General features: G+C 61.2%; 20 protein-coding genes and 1 riboswitch. Of the genes, 13 read left to right on the plus strand and 7 right to left on the minus strand.

The window, feature by feature from the left end:
• Positions 1-23: 23 nt before the first annotated feature.
• A complete protein-coding gene (locus CLM58_RS00540) occupies positions 24-1,169 on the minus strand; it encodes a HupE/UreJ family protein (protein ID WP_095593967.1) in 1,146 nt (381 codons plus the stop codon).
• Between CLM58_RS00540 and CLM58_RS00545 the strand changes: the two genes are divergently transcribed.
• Positions 1,159-1,956, plus strand: coding sequence for a DUF4198 domain-containing protein (locus CLM58_RS00545; protein WP_095593968.1), 798 nt, complete (start codon positions 1,159-1,161; stop codon positions 1,954-1,956). The genes CLM58_RS00540 and CLM58_RS00545 overlap by 11 nt on opposite strands.
• On the opposite strand, the gene CLM58_RS00550 is transcribed toward CLM58_RS00545, so the two are convergent.
• The 4 genes from CLM58_RS00550 to mtgA all read right to left on the minus strand — a co-directional run bounded on the left by CLM58_RS00550 (position 1,953) and on the right by mtgA (position 5,729).
• Positions 1,953-3,137, minus strand: a complete 1,185-nt coding sequence (locus CLM58_RS00550) for a PQQ-dependent sugar dehydrogenase (protein WP_095593969.1) — start codon at positions 3,135-3,137, stop codon at positions 1,953-1,955. The genes CLM58_RS00545 and CLM58_RS00550 overlap by 4 nt on opposite strands.
• A 76-nt stretch (positions 3,138-3,213) precedes the next feature.
• On the minus strand, positions 3,214-4,257 hold the full coding sequence (queG, locus tag CLM58_RS00555) for a tRNA epoxyqueuosine(34) reductase QueG (RefSeq protein ID WP_095593970.1): 1,044 nt from the start codon (positions 4,255-4,257) through the stop codon (positions 3,214-3,216).
• Complete coding sequence (fzlA, locus tag CLM58_RS00560; protein ID WP_095593971.1) at positions 4,254-4,919, minus strand: FtsZ-binding protein FzlA; 666 nt, start codon at positions 4,917-4,919, stop codon at positions 4,254-4,256. The genes queG and fzlA overlap by 4 nt, the downstream gene beginning before the upstream one ends.
• A gap of 60 nt (positions 4,920-4,979) precedes the next feature.
• Positions 4,980-5,729, minus strand: coding sequence for a monofunctional biosynthetic peptidoglycan transglycosylase (gene mtgA, locus CLM58_RS00565; protein WP_095593972.1), 750 nt, complete (start codon positions 5,727-5,729; stop codon positions 4,980-4,982).
• Positions 5,730-5,808: 79 nt separating this feature from the next.
• Positions 5,809-5,906, plus strand: a riboswitch (TPP riboswitch).
• Between the two features lie 50 nt (positions 5,907-5,956).
• On the opposite strand from mtgA, the gene thiD reads away from it, so the two are divergent.
• From thiD to CLM58_RS00625, 12 genes are read left to right on the plus strand one after another with little or no spacing between them, the layout of a single operon-like run.
• The gene (gene thiD / locus CLM58_RS00570; RefSeq protein WP_095593973.1) at positions 5,957-6,763 is read left to right on the plus strand and encodes a bifunctional hydroxymethylpyrimidine kinase/phosphomethylpyrimidine kinase; all 807 of its coding nucleotides are present in this window, start codon (positions 5,957-5,959) and stop codon (positions 6,761-6,763) included.
• Positions 6,756-7,733 carry an FAD-dependent oxidoreductase gene (locus tag CLM58_RS00575; RefSeq protein ID WP_095593974.1) on the plus strand — a complete coding sequence of 326 codons (978 nt, stop codon included), beginning with the start codon at positions 6,756-6,758 and terminating at the stop codon, positions 7,731-7,733. The genes thiD and CLM58_RS00575 overlap by 8 nt, the downstream gene beginning before the upstream one ends.
• Positions 7,717-7,914, plus strand: a complete 198-nt coding sequence (gene thiS / locus CLM58_RS00580; protein ID WP_095593975.1) for a sulfur carrier protein ThiS — start codon at positions 7,717-7,719, stop codon at positions 7,912-7,914. Before CLM58_RS00575 ends, thiS begins: the two co-directional genes overlap by 17 nt.
• Position 7,915: 1 nt before the next feature.
• The gene (locus tag CLM58_RS00585) at positions 7,916-8,683 is read left to right on the plus strand and encodes a thiazole synthase (RefSeq protein ID WP_095593976.1); all 768 of its coding nucleotides are present in this window, start codon (positions 7,916-7,918) and stop codon (positions 8,681-8,683) included.
• Entirely contained in the window at positions 8,680-9,276 is a 597-nt protein-coding gene (locus CLM58_RS00590; protein WP_095593977.1) for a thiamine phosphate synthase, read from the plus strand. Before CLM58_RS00585 ends, CLM58_RS00590 begins: the two co-directional genes overlap by 4 nt.
• Entirely contained in the window at positions 9,273-10,235 is a 963-nt protein-coding gene (locus CLM58_RS00595) for a HesA/MoeB/ThiF family protein (RefSeq protein ID WP_229666162.1), read from the plus strand. Before CLM58_RS00590 ends, CLM58_RS00595 begins: the two co-directional genes overlap by 4 nt.
• A gap of 18 nt (positions 10,236-10,253) precedes the next feature.
• Positions 10,254-11,186, plus strand: coding sequence for an ABC transporter substrate-binding protein (locus tag CLM58_RS00600; RefSeq protein WP_095593979.1), 933 nt, complete (start codon positions 10,254-10,256; stop codon positions 11,184-11,186).
• A complete protein-coding gene (gene tenA, locus CLM58_RS00605) occupies positions 11,183-11,857 on the plus strand; it encodes a thiaminase II (protein ID WP_095593980.1) in 675 nt (224 codons plus the stop codon). The genes CLM58_RS00600 and tenA overlap by 4 nt, the downstream gene beginning before the upstream one ends.
• Positions 11,854-12,567: an ABC transporter ATP-binding protein gene (locus tag CLM58_RS00610; RefSeq protein ID WP_095593981.1), complete on the plus strand. Its 714-nt coding sequence runs from the start codon at positions 11,854-11,856 to the stop codon at positions 12,565-12,567. Before tenA ends, CLM58_RS00610 begins: the two co-directional genes overlap by 4 nt.
• The gene (locus CLM58_RS00615; RefSeq protein WP_095593982.1) at positions 12,564-13,304 is read left to right on the plus strand and encodes an ABC transporter permease; all 741 of its coding nucleotides are present in this window, start codon (positions 12,564-12,566) and stop codon (positions 13,302-13,304) included. The genes CLM58_RS00610 and CLM58_RS00615 overlap by 4 nt, the downstream gene beginning before the upstream one ends.
• Positions 13,305-13,362: 58 nt before the next feature.
• The gene (locus tag CLM58_RS00620) at positions 13,363-13,959 is read left to right on the plus strand and encodes a DUF2238 domain-containing protein (protein ID WP_095593983.1); all 597 of its coding nucleotides are present in this window, start codon (positions 13,363-13,365) and stop codon (positions 13,957-13,959) included.
• A 26-nt stretch (positions 13,960-13,985) separates the two neighbouring features.
• Complete coding sequence (locus CLM58_RS00625; protein WP_332881205.1) at positions 13,986-15,035, plus strand: alcohol dehydrogenase family protein; 1,050 nt, start codon at positions 13,986-13,988, stop codon at positions 15,033-15,035.
• A gap of 152 nt (positions 15,036-15,187) precedes the next feature.
• Here the strand turns inward: CLM58_RS00625 and CLM58_RS00630 are convergent, their stop codons facing one another.
• Together CLM58_RS00630 and gltB are read right to left on the minus strand one after the other, a co-directional pair.
• On the minus strand, positions 15,188-15,925 hold the full coding sequence (locus CLM58_RS00630) for a hypothetical protein (protein WP_158221827.1): 738 nt from the start codon (positions 15,923-15,925) through the stop codon (positions 15,188-15,190).
• A 180-nt stretch (positions 15,926-16,105) separates the two neighbouring features.
• Positions 16,106-20,644: a glutamate synthase large subunit gene (gene gltB, locus CLM58_RS00635; RefSeq protein WP_095593986.1), complete on the minus strand. Its 4,539-nt coding sequence runs from the start codon at positions 20,642-20,644 to the stop codon at positions 16,106-16,108.
• Positions 20,645-20,675 lie beyond the last annotated feature (31 nt).

Below are 20,675 nucleotides of genomic sequence, written 5' to 3' on the forward strand. Positions count from 1 at the left end.
AAGCGCGCGAGTTCCCAAATGATCTATAGCAAGGTCCGCTCGATCACCCACCATCCGCCGATGACAGCAATCATGCAGGACACCGGGATCGCGATGGCCGCGCGATACCAGCTGCGATTGCCAAACCACAGGCCGACCAACAGGAAGGCCGCGGCGATAACCGTCAATTGGCCGATTTCCACCCCGATGTTGAAAGCAATCAGGCTGGCGATAAAGCGCGACGGATCCAGCCCGATATCGCCCAGCACACTGGCAAATCCCAGACCATGCAACAGGCCAAATCCGAACACGACAGCCGTGCGCCACCAGCCCAGCTTGGGGCGCAGGATATTCTCTATCGCGACATAGGTGATCGAGGCTGCGATCAGTGGCTCTACGATCGCGGGAGAGACGGTCACCAGCCCAAGCGTCGCCAAGGCCAGCGTCACCGTATGTGCCAGTGTAAAGGCGGTGATTTGGATCAACAGCGGACGCATCTTCAAAGAGAAGAAAAATAGGCCCAGCACAAACAGGATATGGTCCAGCCCTTTGGGCAGAATATGTTCAAACCCGATCACGACATAGCGCAGGAAGCTCTCAAACCCGCCCACTTCGGCCACACCAGCGCGGGGCAATGGGTCGCTTAGCGCACCCTTGGTGAGATAACCGGTATACAGGTCATCCCCTTCCCCCATCTGACGCACGACCAACGGTCCCAATTCTTCTGCCCAGCCAACGCGTACCGGGTCAGCCCCGGCAGGCAGACCAGCGGACAAGATCAATGTCGAAAGTCGCGCCAGCTCTACATTGCCGACGGGCGGTACGCGCAGCTCTGTGACTTCGGCCAGAAGGCGTTCGCCTTCGACATCCAGTACCAGCTTGTCACGCATATCCGGCCAGCGGGCCAGAAAGGCCTGCGTCACGGCTTCGCCGTCCTGCGCGCGGATCTGGTCATACAGGCCCGAAAGCGGAGAATCGTTGGTATCGGCCAACCCGGCAAGGCTTATCCCGGCAAGGATCGGTTCGACTGTCAGCTCGATCTGCAGCGTGATGATTTCGGCATCCACCGTCACATCTGCGACCGCCGGTTGCACCTCATGCGCGACAGCAGGCGCGGCGACAAAGCTTGACAGCAGCGCCGCCCGGGCCAAGTCTCGGGCAACCCGAAAGGCTTTTCCAATGATCCGCATTCTGTCCACGCTCCTGCTTCTTAACGTCACTACTCCTACGCTCGCGCACGAGCTTTGGATCGAACCAGAAGATTTTATGCTCGAGCCGTCAACCTCTCTTTCTGCGCACATAAGGGTGGGAGAGAACTTTGAGGGCGTAAGGATGTCCTGGTTTGAGAATCGATATGGCTCGACCACCATTTGGCAAGGCGACAGTGCGGTTGCAGTGACGTCCCGACTTGGTGACCGGCCAGCAATCCGGGCTTTGCCGGAACAGGACGGGCTGGCCATCATCACTTTGGAAACCACACCCGACCGGCTGACCTATCGCGATTGGGAAAAGTTCAAATCTTTCGTCGAGCACAAGGATTTTGCCACGGCACTGGAAGACCACGCCGCGCGGGGCCTGCCTGAAACAGGGTTTGTCGAAAGCTATACGCGTCACGTCAAATCATTGGTCTCGGTCGGCAGCGGGTCCGGCCAGGACCGGGCGTTCGGCCTTCAGACAGAGATCGTCGCCTTGGCCAACCCATACACCGACGACCTAAGCGATGGCATGCCGGTGCAGGTGTTCTATCTTGGGGAACCACGCGTCGACGCGCAGGTCGAGGTGTTCGAAAAACAGGGCGAAACGGTCAACGTCTTCTTCACACGTACCGATGAGGCCGGGCGGGCGATCATCCCGGTCAAACCCGGCCACAGCTATCTCCTGGATGCGGTCGTCCTGCGCGACACCGGGGCAGATGACCCGTCTGAAGGCGCCGTTTGGGAGTCGCTTTGGGCAGGCCTTAGCTTCGCGACGCCCTAACGATACAGGCGCAAGATGTATCCCTGATCCAGCAGGACCAGAACGGACCCGTCAGGTGCAACCTCGACATCGCGGAACCGCGCCTCTCCTACGAGAAACCGTTCCTCCCCGGTGACTTTGCCGTCCTCGATCCGCAAACGCACCAGCCCTCCGGGGTTGAGCGAGCCGATCAACAGGTCGTTCTGCCATTCGGGAAACATCTCTCCGTCGTAGAAGGTCATGCCAGAGGGCGCGATGACCGGGTCCCAGTAATAGACCGGCTGCTCCATCCCCTCAGCCTGCGTGATCCCGTCACCAACGGCCAGACCACTGTAGTTCTCACCATAGGTGATCACCGGCCAGCCATAGTTCGCGCCGGGATCAATTCGGTTCAACTCGTCCCCGCCTTTGGGGCCATGTTCGATCGTCCAGAGCGCCCCGGTTTCCGGGTGTAGCGCCGCGCCTTGGGGGTTGCGGTGACCGTAGGACCAGATCTCCGGCATTTCGTTCTCGCCTGAAAATGGGTTGCCCTCGGGCACCGATCCGTCAGGCGCGATGCGGATGACCTTGCCATAGGTTGTACCCAAATCCTGCGCCAGCTCTCGTTCGCCACGCGAAGAGTGTTCGCCCAAGGTCACAAACGCCAGCCCATCATCGCCGAACAGGATACGAGAGCCATAGTGCATCGGGCTGGTGCTGGGCGGTGATTGGACAAAAATATCTTCCGCCTGTTCCAAGCCACTCATGTCGTCCGCCAGTCGTCCCTTCGCCACGGCGGTTGCATTGCGCTCTCGCAGGCCGGGCAGACGTTTCGCATAGGTCAGATAAACCATCCGTGTGTTTGCAAAATCCGGCCCCAGCGTCACATCCAGCAACCCGCCCTGCCCTTTGTTCAGCACCTCAGGCACCCCGGTCAGCGGATCAGACACCTGACCTGCCGCCGAGACATAGCGCAGCCGCCCCGGCCGTTCGGTCACAAGATAGCCGCCTTCGGGCAAGGGCGTGATGCCCCACGGACGTTCCAGCCCGGTGGCGAAGATTTCCAACTGCGGCTCAAAGCCCGAGACCTGCTCTTCCACGCGGGTCTGGCCTTCGAAGGCAGGTTTGAAGCTGGGAACATTGGGCGCGCCTTGGGCGACAGGATCGGCTTGGGCCGTGGTGGCGAGGGTCAGGGCAAGGGCGGAAAGGGTGAAACGAACCATGGGCAATCTCCTTGCCTTGAAAGATAGGGGCGGCGGGCACGAAATCGAACCTGCCACGCACAACATTTCCGTGACCTTAATCCTCAGCCTCTAACCGAGCCACCGCCCAACGTGCGGCATCGGCCACCGTCGCGTCAGGATCGTCACACAGGCCCTGCGCAACAGCCCGCAACCGTCCGCTGTCCGAATTGCCGATCGCATAAAGCACATTCCGCACGAACCGGTTCCGCCCGATCCGTTTGATCGGAGAGCCCGAAAACAACGCCCGGAACCCCGCATCATCCAGCGTCGCCAATTCGGCAAGGTCCGGAGAAATCAGTTCGGGTCGCGCGTGATATTTCACCTCGCGCGCCGTAGCTGCGAACTTGTTCCACGGGCAGGCGGCAAGGCAATCGTCGCAGCCGTAGATGCGGTTGCCCATCTTGGCGCGCAGGCTTTCGTCGACAGGTCCGTGATGCTCGATCGTCAGATAGGAAATGCAGCGACGCGCATCCAATTGGAAGGGCGCGGGAAAAGCCTCGGTCGGGCAGATATCCAGACAGGCACGGCAGGATCCGCAGTTTTCTTTCCCAGCCTCGTCCACCGGCAATTCAACCGTGGTGAAAATCGCGCCCAGAAAGAACCAACTGCCCAGATCGCGGCCCAGAAGGTTGGTATGCTTGCCTTGCCAGCCCAGCCCGGCGGCTTGGCCCAAGGGTTTTTCCATCACCGGGGCGGTGTCGACAAAGACTTTGATCTGCTCGTCGCCGGCCTGTTCCAACAGCCAGCGCCCGACCTTTTTCAGCCGCTTCTTCACAACGTCATGATAATCGCGGTTCATCGCATAGCAGGAAATCGTCGCGGTCTCGCGCTTTTCCAACAGATCCAACGGGTCGTGATCGGGTGAATAGGCCTCGGCCAGCATGATCACAGACTTGGCTTCGGGCCACAGCGCGTCCGGCGCACCGCGCCAGTGCATCCGTTCGGCCATCCACCCCATCTGGCCATGCCGTCCGGCCTCAACAAACTGCGCCAACCGCTCGGCAATTTGCGGCACCGCGTCGGGGCGGCACACCCCCATCTTGGAAAACCCGGCCTCTAACGCGAAAGCCTTTAGTTTGGTCTTGAGCTCGGCGCTCAAAAATCCAGATCCGCGTAATGGGCAGGCTGTGGGAAGCCCGGCACCTGATCGGCCAGCAGCGTCCGGAACGCCGGGCGTGACTTGATCTTGGCGTACCAGTCCTTGACGTTTGACGACCGGTTCCAGTCCACGTCGCTGATGTAATCCAGCGCCGACAGATGCGCGGCGGCGGCGAAATCGGCCATCGTCATCACGTCACCGGCCAACCAGCGCCGCTGATCCAGAAGCCACGCCATGTAATCCAGATGGTACTTGATCCGCGTCGCGCCGGCCTTGACGTTCTTGCTGTCAGGATAGCCTTCCCCGGTCAGCTTCTTGTTCACCCGCTCATAAAGCAGCTTCGACGTCACTTCGTTATGGAATGTGTCATCGAACCAGCCGATCAACCGGCGCACCTCGGCACGGGCGGCCGGATCCGACGGCATCAACGCAGGCGTTGGCACGGTTTCCTCGAAGTATTCGCAGATCGCCTGACTTTCGGCGATGGTCAGCCCATCGGACCGCAGCACCGGAACCTTGCCCGCAGGGTTGCGGCGCAAAAAGTCGGGGTCCTTCAGCCAGTATTTCTCTTCGACCAGCTCTACCTCGACCTTCTTCTCTGCCATGACCAGACGGACCTTGCGGCAAAAGGGGGACAAAGGAGCATGGTAAAGACGGTGCATAATACGGGGTCCTGAAAATACGGGGTCTTAGCCCTGTCTATCCAAGTGTGGCGCAGAAGTTCAACTGTCGAAACAGGCAGAGCGCCCATCCGCGCGGATCGTGGCCGCCCCATCCACCAACCTCGTGGCACGTTTCGCCATCCAACCTTTCAGCTTGGTGGCATTACGCTGTTTCGGATTGGGCAGGATAACCGCCAAAGAGGCCCCCTGCAGCGGGCTTAGCTTCGCGGCGGACACGCCGAAATAATGCTGGGCTGCGGCCTCGATCCCAAAGACGCCCTCGTCGAACTCGGCAACGTTCACATAGACCTCGATGATCCGCCTCTTGGGCCAGACGGCTTCGACCAATGGGGTCAGCACCGCCTCCATGGATTTGCGGAACCAGCTGCGGTCCTGCCACAGAAAGACGTTCTTCACGGTCTGCTGTGTGATGGTAGAGGCCCCCCGGTTCGCACCATCTTCCAGCGCATCGCGGATCGCGGCCATGTCGAACCCCCAATGGGTGCAGAAATTCGCGTCTTCGGCGGCGACAATGGCGCGAATGGCCTCGGGGGCGACATCTTCGATATCGACCCATGTGCGCTTAACGCCACCCAGATACTGATCCTGAGTCCAGATCGTATGAGTCGTCGGCGGATTCACAAAGCGAAGCGCGACAACCATCAGAACGATAACAGCGGCAAAGCCCAACACGCCCCAGACAGCCCATCGACGCAAACGCCTTAGAAGCTGGGGTTTGGCCTTATCCTGGGCCTTGCGCGTCTTGGTCTTCGCCGGTTTACTCGCCGGTTTCTTTGCCTGTTTTGCCACAAGACGGACTTTAGCGATGCTTCGCGGCGCCGAAAAGCCTGTTTACTTGATCCGGACCTTCAACGGCGTTATGTCAGGCTTAATTCCGTTGGGGTGCCAGTCTGGCTGAGATGCGCATGCGAACCCATCGAACCTGATCCGGTCAGCACCGGCGTAGGGAACGGACCTAATGATACGCAAGGCCCGCAATCCGTCCGCCCAAGCTGCCAAAGCAAGGGAAGTGACATATGACGGCGATTGCCCTCACCATCGCAGGATCCGACAGTGGCGGAGGGGCCGGTATTCAGGCCGACCTCAAGGCGATGTCCGCGCTTGGGGCCTATGGGGCCAGTGTCATCACCGCGATCACGGCGCAGAACACACAGGCAGTGACGGCCGTGCACGGGGTGCCGCTGGATGTGATCACCGCGCAGATTGACGCCGTTCTGTCCGATCTGGATGTGGACGCCATCAAGATCGGCATGCTGGCCACGCCCGAGATCATCGAAACCGTCGCCGAAGCTTTAAAGGATTACCAAGGACCGATCGTGCTGGACCCGGTCATGGTCGCGAAATCCGGTGACTCGCTTTTACAGGATGATGCGGTTGAGGCGCTGATCCGGCACCTTGTCCCCCGCGCCGCGCTGCTGACCCCGAACCTTCCCGAAGCCGCCCGCCTGTTGGGCCAGCCCGAGGCCGAAACCATCGAAGAGATGGAAAAACAAGGCGCGGCCCTGCGCGAGCTGGGCGCTGCAAGCGTTCTGATGAAAGGGGGCCATGGGCGGGGTGATTTCTGCGAAGATCTTCTGGTCACGGCCACCGGGATGATGGGCCTGTCCTCTCCGCGTGTGAAGACCAAGAACACGCATGGCACGGGCTGCACCCTGTCGGCGGCTATCGCAGCGGGTCTGGCCAAAGGGCTGGATATGGAAACCTCGGTCGAAGAGGCGCACCGCTATCTGCGTCGCGCCATCCGCGAGGCGGACACGCTGACTGTCGGACGCGGGCATGGGCCGGTGCATCACTTCCACGGGATCTGGGCAAAGAATGGCTGATGTGCAGATCATCGGCGCGGGCGTTGCGGGCCTGACGGTCGCCACCGAATTGGTGGCCCGGGGTACCGACGTGCGCCTGATCGACCGAGCGTCCTCTCCTGGGGCACATGCCTGCAGCTGGTGGGCAGGCGGCATGCTGGCCCCCTATTGCGAACGCGAAAGCGCCGAGGAACCGGTCCTTGTCCATGGGCTTGAAGCGGTCGACTGGTGGGACAAGAACGCAGGCGGCGTGACCCGGAACGGCTCTTTGGTGGTTGCGCTGGACCGTGACCAATCCGACCTGCGCCGCTTTGCCCGCCGCACCTCGGGCTTTGCCGAGGTCGACGCCGAACTGATAGGTGAGCTGGAACCCGATCTGGCTGGCCGCTTCCGCACCGGCCTGTTCTTCAAGGACGAGGCCCACCTTTCCCCGCGTGACGCTCTGACCGCCCTGCGTGACAATCTTGCGGCCAAGGGCGTAGCGATCGAAACCGATCCACAAGACACCGCGACCACCATCGACTGCCGGGGCCTTGCTGCCCGCGATGTGATCCCGGACCTGCGCGGCGTAAAGGGCGAGATGCTGATCATCTCTTGCCCGGACGTGACCCTGTCGCGCCCTGTGCGTCTGCTGCATCCGCGCATTCCGCTGTACATCGTCCCGCGCGGTGATGGCGTCTACATGCTGGGCGCGACAATGATCGAAAGCTCGCAACGCACCCGCATCACCGCACGGTCGATGCTGGAAATGCTTTCGGCGGCCTATGCCCTGCACCCCGCCTTTGGCGAGGCCGAAATCCTTGAGATCGGCGTCGATGCACGCCCGGCCTTTGCCGACAACCTGCCCCGCATCCGGCGGCAGGGAAACACCGTTTACGCCAATGGCCTTTACCGCCACGGTTTCCTTCTTGCCCCTGCTCTGGCCGCCCAAGTGGCCGAGCACGTCCTGACCGGCGCAACCCCGGAGTTCTTCGATGCAGATCACCGTTAACGGCACGACCCACGACCTGTCCGCCACCACACTGGCCGACGCCTTGAAAGAGCTAGGCTATGGCGACGCCCGTGTCGCCACCGCATTGAACGAGGCCTTCATCCCGGCCCCGTCCCGCGCGACCACCGAACTGACACAAGGCGACCGGCTGGAAGTCGTCGCGCCAATGCAGGGTGGATAAGATGAAGTTCTACGGCACCACATTGCCCAACCCTCTGATGCTGGGCACTGCGCTTTACCCCTCTCCGGCGATCATGGCAGAGGCGTTCAAGGCGTCGAAAGCGGCGGTCGCCACCGTGTCCCTGCGGCGCGAAGGCAGCGGCGGCGAAGGTCAGGCGTTCTGGCAGATCATCAAGGACCTTGGCACCCTGATCCTGCCCAACACCGCCGGCTGTCACACCGTGAAAGAGGCCGTCACCACCGCCCATATGGCGCGCGAGGTCTTCGACACCAAGTGGATCAAGCTTGAGGTCATCGGCCATACCGACACGTTGCAGCCCGATGTCTTTGCCCTGACCGAGGCCGCCAAAGTTCTGACCGAGGACGGGTTTCAAGTCTTCCCCTATTGCACCGAAGACCTGATCGTCGCCGACAAGCTTTTGAACGCGGGCTGCGAGGTTCTGATGCCATGGGGGGCGCCAATCGGATCTGGCCTTGGGCTGAACAATGAACACGGGCTGCGCAGCTTGCGGGCCCATTTCCCCGACGTGCCGCTGGTCGTCGACGCGGGCATCGGCCTGCCCAGCCACGCCGCCCGCGCGATGGAGTTGGGATTTGACGCGATCCTGCTGAACACCGCTGTCGCCAAAGCCGGCGACCCCGCCACTATGGCCAAGGCGATGGTCATGGCCGCCGAAGCGGGTCAGGCCGCATACACGGCCGACCCGATGGAGCCGCGCGATATGGCCGCGCCCTCTACCCCGGTGATCGGAAAGGCCTTCCTGACATGACACTCGACCGTTTCTATCCGATCTTTGACAAAGCCGAATGGCTGATCCGCATGCTGCCTCTTGGCGTCAAGCTGGCGCAATTGCGGGTGAAGGACCAGCCGCTGAACGTCGTGCGCGCCGAACTACGTGCGGCCAAAGGCCTATGCGGCGAACATGGCGCAACGCTGGTTTTGAACGACTATTGGCAACTGGCCATCGACGAGGGCTGCGACTGGGTGCATCTGGGTCAAGAGGACCTGGACACGGCCGATATCCCTGCCCTGCGCCGCGCCGGGATCAAGCTGGGCATTTCGACCCATGATCACGCCGAATTGGACCGCGCAATGGCGCTGAGCCCGGATTATGTTGCATTGGGCCCCGTTTACCCCACTATTCTGAAGAAAATGAAATGGCACGAGCAGGGGTTGGATCGTGTTACCGAATGGAAAAAACTCATTGGCGACACGCCCCTAGTCGGAATCGGCGGCATGTCGGTCGAGCGAGCCCCCGGCGTCTTTGACGCGGGTGCGGACATCGTCTCGGTCGTCACGGATATAACGCTGAACGACGACCCCGAAGCGCGATGTGCTGAATGGGTGAGGGCAACGAGATGAGCAGATACGCACGCCAGATGATCCTGCCAGAGGTGGGACCCGAGGGCCAAGAGAAGCTCTCGAAGGCGCGGGTTAAGGTCGTCGGTGCCGGGGGCTTGGGCTCTCCGGTTATTCAATATCTTGCAGGGGCCGGGATCGGGACACTCAGCGTCTCTGACCCTGACCGGGTTGCGGTTACGAACCTGCACCGTCAGGTGATCTATACCGAGGATCGCACCGAGCTTTACAAGGCGCAGGCCGCAGCAGAATACGCGCAGCGCCTGAACGGGGATGTCTCGGCGATCTGGTCGCCCGACGCGGTCACCCCCAATAACGCAGTTGATATCGCCAACCATTTCGACATCGTCGTCGATTGCGCCGACAGCTATGCGGCCAGCTATATCCTGTCGGATGCCTGCCTTGAGACCAACACGCCGCTGATTTCTGCCTCGGTCCTGCAAATGACGGGCTATGTGGGTGGGTTCTGCGCCGGGGCACCGTCCTTGAGGGCGGTCTTCCCCGAGCTGCCTGATCATGCGGCCAGCTGCGCAACCGCAGGCGTTCTGGGTCCGGTGGTTGGCATAATCGGGTCCATTCAGGCCCAGATGACGCTGGCGCATATTCTGGGACTCGACCCTTCCCCGCTTGGGCAATTCGTGCATTTTGACGCCCAGACCATGCGCAGTTCCAGCTTCCGCTTTGACGGCGCGCCGGAACCGCAGGCGGGGCATCGATTTATCAGCGCGCGCAAAATCACGTCCGACGATCTTGTCGTCGACCTGCGCGACAGCGAAGAGGCCCCCCGCAAAGCCACTGCCGATGCCGTTCGCACGACCATCGACAAGATCGAGACCCTTCCAAACACGGACAGACGCACTGTGATCTGCTGCGCATCGGGCCTTCGCGCCTGGCGTGCGGCGGACCGCCTTAAACCTTACTGGCGGGGCGAGATCGTCCTTGCTGCCCTTGGACCTACCTGACACGGAGATTTCCCTGAAATGAAACGCGCACTCCCCTTCGCATTCGCGTTGCTGGCAACACCTGCGATGGCCGCCGACAAGATGACGGTTCTTCTGGACTGGTTCATCAACCCCGACCATGGCCCCCTGATCGTCGCCGAAGAGCTGGGCTATTTCGCCGAACAGAACCTAGAGGTCGAAATCGTCGCCCCCGCAGACCCTGCCGATCCGCCGAAACTGGCCGCTGCCGGCAAGGCAGAACTGGCGATCGGCTATCAGCCGCAGCTTCACCTGCAAATTCATGAAGGCCTGCCGCTAAAGCGTGTCGGTACCTTGGTTGCCACCCCGCTGAACTGCCTGCTGGTTCTGAACGACAGCCCGATCAAGTCGCCCGGTGATCTGAAAGGCAAGAAGGTTGGCTTCTCGGTCGCGGGCGTGGAAGAGGCGCTGCTTGGCGCGATCATGGCCCCCCACGGCCTGACCATCGACGACATCGAACTGGTCAACGTCAACTGGTCGCTGTCGCCCTCTTTGATGTCGGGCCAAGTCGACGCCGTCATCGGTGCCTTCCGCAATTTCGAACTGAACCAGATGGAAATCGAAGGTGTCGACGGTCGTTGCTTCTATCTCGAAGAAGAAGGCCTGCCGTCCTATGACGAGCTGATCTACGTCGCGAACCCGGACCTGATGGACAAGGACATGATCGCCCGTTTTCTGGCCGCGACCGAAAAGGCGACCCAGTACATTATCAACCATCCGCGTAAAAGCTGGCTGATCTTCCGCGACACCTCGCCGGAGCTGAACGACGAGTTGAACGCAAAAGCGTGGGTCGACACCCTGCCGCGGTTCGCCCTGCGCCCTGCCGCAGTGGATGCGGGTCGCTATGCGCGGTTCGAAACCTTCCTGAAGGATGCCGGTCTGGTGCCGTCGGTCAACCCGGTCGACATGATCGTCATGGACGTCACCGAATGAGCGACTATGGCAAAGCCTTCGCCCTCTGGCGCGAGGGCTCCGCGACCCCGTGGCGGGATTACACCCGCCACGCCTTTGTCGAAGGCCTGCGTGATGGCTCGCTCCCGCGTGAGGCCTTTTTGCATTACCTGCGGCAGGACTATGTCTTCCTGATCCACTTCTCACGCGCATGGGCCCTGGCCGCCGTGAAATCGGACAATCTGGACGAGATGAAAGCCGCCGCCGCCACCGTGAACGCGCTGGTCAACCACGAGATGCAGTTGCACGTGGAAACCTGCGCTGCCGAGGGCATCACCGAGGCCGACCTGCAAGCCACCCCAGAAGCCGCCGCCAACCTTGCCTACACGCGCTATGTGCTGGAGGCAGGCTTTTCCGGCGATTTCCTAGACCTGATGGCCGCGCTGGCCCCTTGCGTTCTGGGCTATGGCGAGATCGGCGCACGTCTGGGCAAGGAAGCCACCAGCCAGACCTACAAGGGCTGGATCGACACCTATGCCGGGGACGACTACCAAGAGGTCTGCCGCGACGTGGGTGCCCTGATTGACGCCGCATTGGTCCGCCGTTTGGGCGAGGACTACACACAGACCCCCCGTTGGTCTGCCCTGTCGAAACATTTCGACACGGCCACAAGGCTGGAAGTCTCGTTCTGGGACATGGGCCTGACCCCGTGACCACCGGCGTGGGCATAACGGTGACCGGGCAGGCAACGGGCCTGTTCCCGGCCCTGTCTTTACCCCTGCGCGCGGGCGCATGGACCTGTCTGCTTGGGCCGTCAGGCGTGGGCAAAACCACGCTTCTGCGCCTGATCGCCGACCTGCCTGCCCATGTCGATTTCAGCGGAGACATCACCGCAGAAGACGACCAGCCCCTGCCCGGCCGCATCGCCTATATGGCGCAAAGCGCCCTGCTGCTGCCGTGGGCCTCGGTGCTGGACAATGTCACCCTTGGCGCAAAGCTGCGCGGCAACCGCGCCGACCGCGACCGCGCGCTGAACCTGCTGAGCCGCGTGGGCCTTGCCGATCACGCCCACAAAAAACCCGCTGCCCTGTCAGGCGGCCAACGCCAACGCGTGGCCCTTGTCCGCACCCTGATGGAAGACCGCCCCGTCGTGCTGCTGGACGAACCTTTCTCTGCCCTCGACGCCAAAACCCGCGCCGAGATGCAGGAGCTTGCGATGGAACTGCTTCAAGGCCGCACCGTCCTTCTGGTCACCCATGACCCGTCCGAGGCCGCCCGCGTCGGCCACGCCATCCACGTCTTGTCGGAAACCGGACTGGAAAGCGTCGCGCCGCCCAACGCCCCTGCCCCGCGCGCTGTGGACGACCCCGAAACCCTGACGGCAACAGGCGCTCTGTACTCCAAACTGCGGGGGGCCGCATGACACGTCTTCGCAACGGATTTGCTGCCGCGCTGCTTCTTCTGGCCATCTGGCAGGGGCTGATCTGGGTCCTGTCTCCGCCCAAGTTCATCCTGCCCAGCCCCGCGCTGGTCGCGGAAACCATGTGGAAAAGCCGCGCCCTTATTGGCGAACACGCCTTGATCACCATCTACGAGGTCGGGCTTGGCCTGTTCTTCGGCACGCTCTTCGGGATCGTAACCGCGATCCAACTAGCCACCTCGCCCGCGGCCCGCACCCTGCTGCGCCCGATCCTTGCCTTTTCCCAAGCCATTCCGGTCTTCGCGCTGGCCCCGATCCTGACGCTGTGGCTGGGCTATGGGATGCTGTCCAAGGTCGTCATGGCGGTGCTAATCATCTACTTCCCGGTAACATCCGCCTTCTTTGACGGGCTGATGCGGACGCCAGCGGGATACCTTGATCTTGCCCGCACCATGGGGGCCACGAACCGCCGGATCCTTTGGCACATCCGTATCCCTGCCGCCGTGCCCTCGCTTGGCTCTGGCTTGAAACTGGCCGCCGTCTATGCCCCCATCGGGGCCGTGATCGGCGAATGGGTGGGGGCCAGCAAGGGCCTTGGATATCTGATGCTGCTGGCCAATGGCCGCGCCAAGACCGACCTGATGTTCGCCGCCGTTCTGGTGCTTGGCGCGCTGTCGATGGCGCTTTACATCGCGGTCGACGCGGGCGTGACCCGCTACCTCAAGCGCCGCGAAAGCTAGAAACGCGCCATTTCCCAAGGGCTTGCCAACTGGCCATGCCTTTGGCCATGATGGTCCCATGATACGCCCAAACCCCGCCGAGTTGCGCGTGGGCCTGTTCACACTCGCCTATGTCGTCGCCTTCACCGCGTATTTCCTGTCGATCGGGAATTACGAGTTCATTGTCTATGTCATCACCATGGTCAGCCTGATTGCCCTGATCGGCCTGTCGTTGCGCAAAGGCGAATACCCACCCGCAATCCTGTGGACCCTGTCGATCTGGGGCCTTGCCCACATGGCGGGTGGCGGCGTTCAGATAAACGGATCGGTGCTGTATAATCTTCACCTGATCGACATCGTCGAGACGGAAAACCTTTATATCTTCAAATACGACCAAGCCGTCCACGCCTATGGGTTTGGCGTCACCGCTTGGCTTTTGCACCACCTGCTGCTGCGCCACTTCCCCGACACGCGCGGTACGGCGACCGCGTATTGCTACCCGGCGCTGGCGTCGATGGGCCTTGGCGCTGTGAATGAGATCATCGAGTTCTCGGCCGTTTTGCTGGTCCCCGACACCAATGTCGGCGGTTATTACAACACTGCGCTGGACCTGTGTTTCAACGCCGCTGGCGCGATCCTTGCCATGTTCCTTGTGGCCAAGTTCAAACGCAGCTAGCGGTTGGCCAAACGAAAGGCCCCATGATGATCCCCAAGACCATGACCGGCGTGCAACTGGTGGCCCATGGTGGCCCCGAATGCCTTGTCCTGAACCACGAGATCCCCGTACCGACCCCCTGCGCCGGCGAGGTTCTGGTCAAGGTCCACGCCGCCGGGGTCAACAACACCGATATCAACACGCGGATCGGCTGGTATTCGAAAAGCGACAATGATGCCGACGATGCCGCCTGGACGGGCGAGGCACTGAAACTGCCCCTCATCCAAGGCGCTGACGTCTGCGGAGAAATCGTCGCTGTCGGCGACGGTGTCGACCCCAGCCGCATCGGCCAGCGCATCCTGATCGAACCCTCAATGTGGGAGGCGCGAGGCCGCAACCTGACCACCCCGTGGTACTTTGGCTCTGAATGCGATGGCGGTTTTGCGGAATATGCCACCGTTGCGTCGCGCCATGCCCATGCCATCGACAGCCCGCTGACCAGCGTCGAGCTGGCGTCCTTCCCGTGCTCTTATTCCACCGCCGAGAACATGCTGACCCGCGCGGGCGTCGGGTCGGACGATACAGTTCTGGTCACCGGCGCCTCTGGCGGCGTGGGCTCTGCCGCGATCCAGCTGGTCAAGGCGCGCGGGGCCACGGTGATCGCCGTAACCTCGCCCTCGAAGGCCGCAGAACTTATGGATCTGGGAGCCGCGAAAACCCTGTCCCGCAACGATGACCTGCCCAAGGTGCTGGGTCGCAACAGCGTCGATGTCGTCATCGACCTTGTCGCCGGCGCTGCATGGCCGCAACTGCTTGAGGTCCTGCGCCCCAAAGGCCGCTATGCCGTATCGGGCGCCATTGGTGGCCCGATCGTCGAGCTGGACGTGCGCACGCTGTACCTGAAAGACCTCAGCTTCTTCGGCTGCACTGTGCTGGAACCCGAGGTCTTCCCGAACCTGATTACCCGCATCGAACGCCAAGAGATCAAACCGCTGGTCGCGCAGGAATTCGCCCTCGCCCAGATCAATGCCGCGCAAGAGGCGTTTCAGAAGAAGTCCCACATCGGTAAGATTGTGCTTCGGGCTGGCAAACTTTAAACGCGATTAGGCTGGCCTGAAACTGACAACCCGGTCCACTGCTTGGCGTGCCATTCTTGCTTAAAACTTACGCTGAGAAGGTGTTGAAAAATAGAAAACCCCGCCCGAAGGCGAGGTTTTGGAATTCGCTTCAAGTCGCGAAAACCTTGCGATCAGGCAGCGGGTTCCTCTGCTCCGGTCGCAGGGTCTTCAAGTCCCAGCATGTAGTTGAGCGCGTCAATCGCCCCCGCGGTCAAAGGATCATCCCGGAAGCCTTGCAGTACCGCCAACGCTTCGTAAGCGGTAATCAAATCTGATGACAAGCCCGCAAAGGTCGCAAATTGATCGAACGTGTAGCTGAAATTAGAGATGTTTTCCGCAGTAAGCACCACATCGGTATTGGTTTGCGGATCCGTGATAGTCGCGCCAATCACCAAAGATCCCGAATAGGTTGTGAAATCGTCTTTCACGCTATTGTAGACCGCCACACCCTCGGCCGTAATACCACCCGAAAGCTCATATGCCCCCAGTGCTTGATGCACGGGATCTGAGGAGTTCAAGCGGGCATTGACGTTGGCATTGGCTTTGTTTAATTCGCCAAGCTCGGATGCGATGACGCCCCAGTTCTTGGCCCCGGCAGTCTCCATGATCTCTTCACGGGCAGCCTTATTGTCCTGACCGCGGTTGCCACCTGCTTCAGCGCCGTTTGCACCGCCGCCATTGCCGTTTCCATTGCCATTGTTGGCATAGGCCGCATCTGCTGAAACAAGTGTAATACCAGCCCCAACAGGGACGAACGCCACCGCCGACAGGGCGATCGTGGCAACTGTTTTACTAAAATTCTTATACATTAACTGTTCCTTTATCCGAGTGACAACGCACAGGAGATCCCAACAGTTATCGGGGATCACGTCCTATTAGTCACCAAAAACTTGGCCTTAATTTGCCGACAATAAGACGACGAAAATTGAATTGATTCAAGAATTTGCAAAATTTTCTGCTCAGCCATTGGCGCCTTGACCGCAGAATCACACTCGCTGACCAAATAAAAAGGGGGCGCCCAGCGCCCCCTTTTCGCGTTCTATTTGGCCTTATTCCGCCGGGATGGCACCGACCTCTTCGGTCAGCGGATAGGGAAGCTTGTCCAGCATCTCTTTCGGGCAAACCTGAACAAAGTTGGCCTTCTCGGTATCCCAGTTCTGCAGGATCTCCAGCGCCTTGCGGCTGCGGCTTTCCTCGGCGTGGCGTTCGATCAGGGATTTCAGCTGATCTTCCCAATGCGCCACAGAAACCGGGCTGGTAACCAGCGTTTCCATGTTCATCATGTCCGCCGATTTGCCCTCGGGGTCATACAGGTAAGCCATGCCACCGGTCATACCCGCACCGAAGTTGGCGCCGATATCACCCAGAATGACGGCCGTACCACCGGTCATGTACTCACAACCACAGGCACCACAACCCTCGACCACCACGGTCGCGCCAGAGTTCCGCACCGCGAAACGCTCGCCCGCGCGGCCAGCCGCAAACAGGTAACCGTCGGTCGCACCGTAAAGAACGGTGTTGCCGATGATGGTGTTGTCTGCCGCCACCAGCGGAGAGGCCATCGCAGGGCGCACCACAATGGTACCGCCCGACAGGCCCTTACCGACATAGTCGTTGGCGTCGCCCGACACTTCCAGTTTCAGACCCGGCGCCGCAAAGGCACCAAGCGACTGACCGGCAGAGCCCGTCAGTTTTACCGTCAGGTGATCGGGCTGCAGGTTGTTACGCATACCGAAGTTCTTGACGATGTGGCTAGAGGTCCGCGTGCCCACGGTCCGGTGCGTGTTCTGCACCGCGTAGGACAGCTGCATCTTCTCGCCTTCCTGAAGGAACCGAGCCGCGTCGCGCACGATCTCGGCGTCCAGAGTATCAGGCACCACGTTGCGCGGACGATCACGATCATAGGTGATCTCATGCGCGCCATCGACGGTGATCAACAGCGGGTTCAGGTCCAGATCATCCAGATGCGCCGAACCACGGCTGACCTGCGTCAGCAGATCGGCACGGCCAATGACCTCTTCCAGCGACCGGGCACCGATGGATGCCAGGATCTCGCGCACTTCCTGCGCGTAGAAGGTGATCAGGTTGACGACCTTGTCGGCGTTGCCGGTGAACTTTTCACGCAGGCGTTCGTCCTGCGTACAGACACCAACCGGGCAGGTGTTCGACTGGCACTGACGCACCATGATACAGCCCATCGCGATCAGCGCTGCGGTACCGATCCCGTATTCCTCGGCACCCATCATCGCAGCCATGACAATGTCACGACCGGTCCGCAGGCCACCGTCGGTCCGCAGGGTCACGCGTTCACGCAGGTTGTTCATTGCCAGAACCTGATGCGCCTCGGTCAGGCCCATCTCCCACGGCAGACCCGCGTATTTGATCGAGGTCGCAGGCGACGCTCCGGTACCACCGTTGTGGCCCGAGATCAGGATCACGTCGGCCTCGGCCTTCGCAACACCCGCCGCAATCGTCCCCACGCCGGACGAGGCCACCAGTTTCACGGTGACTTTGGCTTTGGGGTTGATCTGCTTGAGGTCATAGATCAGCTGCGCCAGATCCTCGATCGAATAGATATCGTGGTGCGGCGGCGGCGAGATCAGGGTCACACCCTTGGTCGAGTGACGCAGCTTGGCGATCAGGTCGGTGACCTTCATGCCGGGCAGCTGGCCGCCCTCACCGGGTTTCGCACCCTGGGCAACTTTGATCTCCAGCTCTTCACAGTGCAGCAGGTATTCGGCGGTCACACCGAAACGACCCGAGGCCACCTGTTTGATCTTCGCCGAGGCATTATCGCCATTAGGTTCCGGGGTGAAATCATCGGGGCTTTCGCCGCCTTCACCGGAATCCGACTTGGCGCCAATGCGGTTCATCGCGATCGACAGGGTGCGGTGTGCCTCTGGCGACAGGGCGCCAAGGGACATGCCCGGGGTCACGAACCGCTTGCGGATCGCGGTGATGCTTTCCACCTCTTCCAGCGGGATCGACTTGCCCATCGGCTTGATGTCCAACAGGTCACGCAGGTGGATCGGCGGGTTCGCCCGCATCGCGGCCGAGAACTGCTGCCACATCTCGTAAGACGCATTGTTACAGGCAGCCTGCAGCATGTGCATGGTCTGCGCTTCCCAAGCGTGTTTCTCACCCGAGCGGCGCGCCTTGTAGAAGCCACCGATCGGCAGGATGTCAGAACCCGACTTCCAGCCCTTGGCGTGGACTTCGACCAGCTTGTGCTGGATGCCCGCGATACCGATACCGGAAATACGCGAGTGCATGCCCGGGAAGAACTCGGCGCACATGGCGCGGCTCAGGCCGACGGCCTCGAAGTTCAGACCACCACGGTAAGACGAGATCACCGAGATACCCATCTTCGCCATGATCTTCAGCAGGCCCGCGTCGATCGACTTGCGATAACGCGCGACGTTCTCGGTCAGGGTGCCTTCCAGCAGGCCACGCTCGATCCGGTCGGCGAGGCTGTCTTCGGCCAGATAGGCGTTCACAACAGTCGCACCGGCGCCGATCAGAACCGCAAAGTAATGCGGGTCGATACATTCGGCGGAACGGACGTTCAGCGAACAGAACGTGCGCAGGCCCTTGCGGGTCAGCCAGCTGTGCACGGCCGAGGTCGCAAGGATCATCGGCATCGGCACCTTGTCGGCGTTCTGATACTGGTCGGTCAGCACAAGGTGACCGGCCCCCGAACGCACGGCATCTTCGGCTTCCGAACGGATCCGCTCCAGCGCGACACGCAGGGCGCTTTCACCGGCAGAGGCGTCGAACGAACAGTCGATCTCGACCATCGGCGACTTGAAGCTTTCGACCATCTTCGCGAACTGGGCGTTGCCGACGAAGGGGCTTTCCAGAACGATGATCTCGGTCTGGTTGCTGTCCTCTTCCAGCACGTTCTTAAGGTTCCCGAACCGGGTCTTCAGCGACATCACGCGGTATTCACGCAACGAGTCGATCGGCGGGTTGGTCACCTGAGAGAAGTTCTGGCGGAAGAAGTGGCTCAGCGGGCGGTATTCCTTCGACAGAACCGCCGACGGGGTGTCGTCACCCATCGAGGCAATCGCCTCTTTGCCATCCTCGGCCATCGGCGCAAGGATCTGCTCTAGCTCTTCGATCGAATAGCCGGCCGCGATCTGACGCTTGCGCAGTTCCTCACCGCGGAACATCGCGGTTTCGGTCACTTGGCTCAGCTCGTCTTCCAGATCGGTGATCTTACCGACCCATTCGCCGAACGGCTGGCTGGCGGCCAGCTTGTCCTTGATTTCAGTATCGCTGTAAATCTTGCCCTCGGCCATATCGACCGCGATCAACTGACCCGGACCAAGCGCGCCTTTCTTGCGCACGGTGGCCTCGTCGACCGGAACCATACCGGCCTCGGAACCCGCGATCAGCTGGCCGTCACCGGTGATGACATAGCGCATCGGGCGCAGACCGTTGCGGTCCAGACCCGCGCAGACCCAACGACCGTCGGTCATTGCCAGCGCAGCCGGGCCGTCCCACGGCTCCATCACAGAGTTGCAATAGGAATACATGTCAATCCACGCCTGCGGCAGGTCCACCGCTTGCTTGGACCAGCTTTCCGGCACCAGCATGGTCTTCGCCATCGGGGCCGAACGACCCGCGCGCACCATGACCTCGAACACAGCGTCCAGCGCGGCCGAATCCGAAGACCCCTGCGGCACGATCGGCTTGATGTCTTCCGCCTTTTCCCCGAACGAGGCCGAGGCCATGCGGATCTCGTGGCTTTTCATCCAGTTCAGGTTGCCCTTCAGCGTGTTGATCTCGCCGTTATGCGCCAACATGCGGAACGGCTGTGCCAGCCACCACTGCGGGAAGGTGTTGGTCGAATAGCGCTGGTGATAGATCGCAAAGGCCGATTCAAACCGCTCGTCCTTCAGGTCCGGATAGAACTCCGCGACCTGCTCGGCCAGCATCATACCTTTGTAGATGATCGAGCGGCAGGACAGCGACGCCAGATACAGCTGGCCAATGCCCGCGGCAGCCGCGGCTTTTTCGATCCGGCGACGGATGACATACAGCTCGCGCTCAAAAGTCTCTTCGTCGACACCTTTCGAGTTCGAGATCAGGATCTGCTCGATCTCGGGGCGGGTCGCGTTGGCTTTTTCTCCAAGGCAGGAAATATCCACCGGCACGTGGCGCCAGCCGTAAATGTAATAGCCCATGCGCAGCACTTCGGCTTCGACGATAGTCCGGCAGGTTTCCTGAGCACCGAAATCGGTGCGCGGCAGGAAGACCTGACCAACAGCAATCAGCTGATCCATGTGCGGTTCGTGGCCGGTGCGACGGATCTGGTCATAGAAGAACGGAACCGGGATCTGCACGTGGATACCTGCGCCGTCACCGGTCTTGCCGTCGGCGTCCACAGCACCACGGTGCCAGATCGCTTTCAGCGCGTTGATGCCGTTTTCAACAACCTTGCGGCTGGGCTTGCCGTTCAGCGCAACAACCAGACCGACACCGCAGGACGAGTGTTCGTCATCTGCGCGGTACAGGCCCTGCTCGGCCATCAAGGCGCGGTTGGCTTCTTCCTGGGCAACCCAGGCTGCATCATATTTGGTCATATCGTAACCCCTTCGTGGTGGGTCAGGGCTA

This window comes from Actibacterium pelagium (genome assembly GCF_002285415.1).
Lineage (GTDB): Bacteria > Pseudomonadota > Alphaproteobacteria > Rhodobacterales > Rhodobacteraceae > Actibacterium_B > Actibacterium_B pelagium.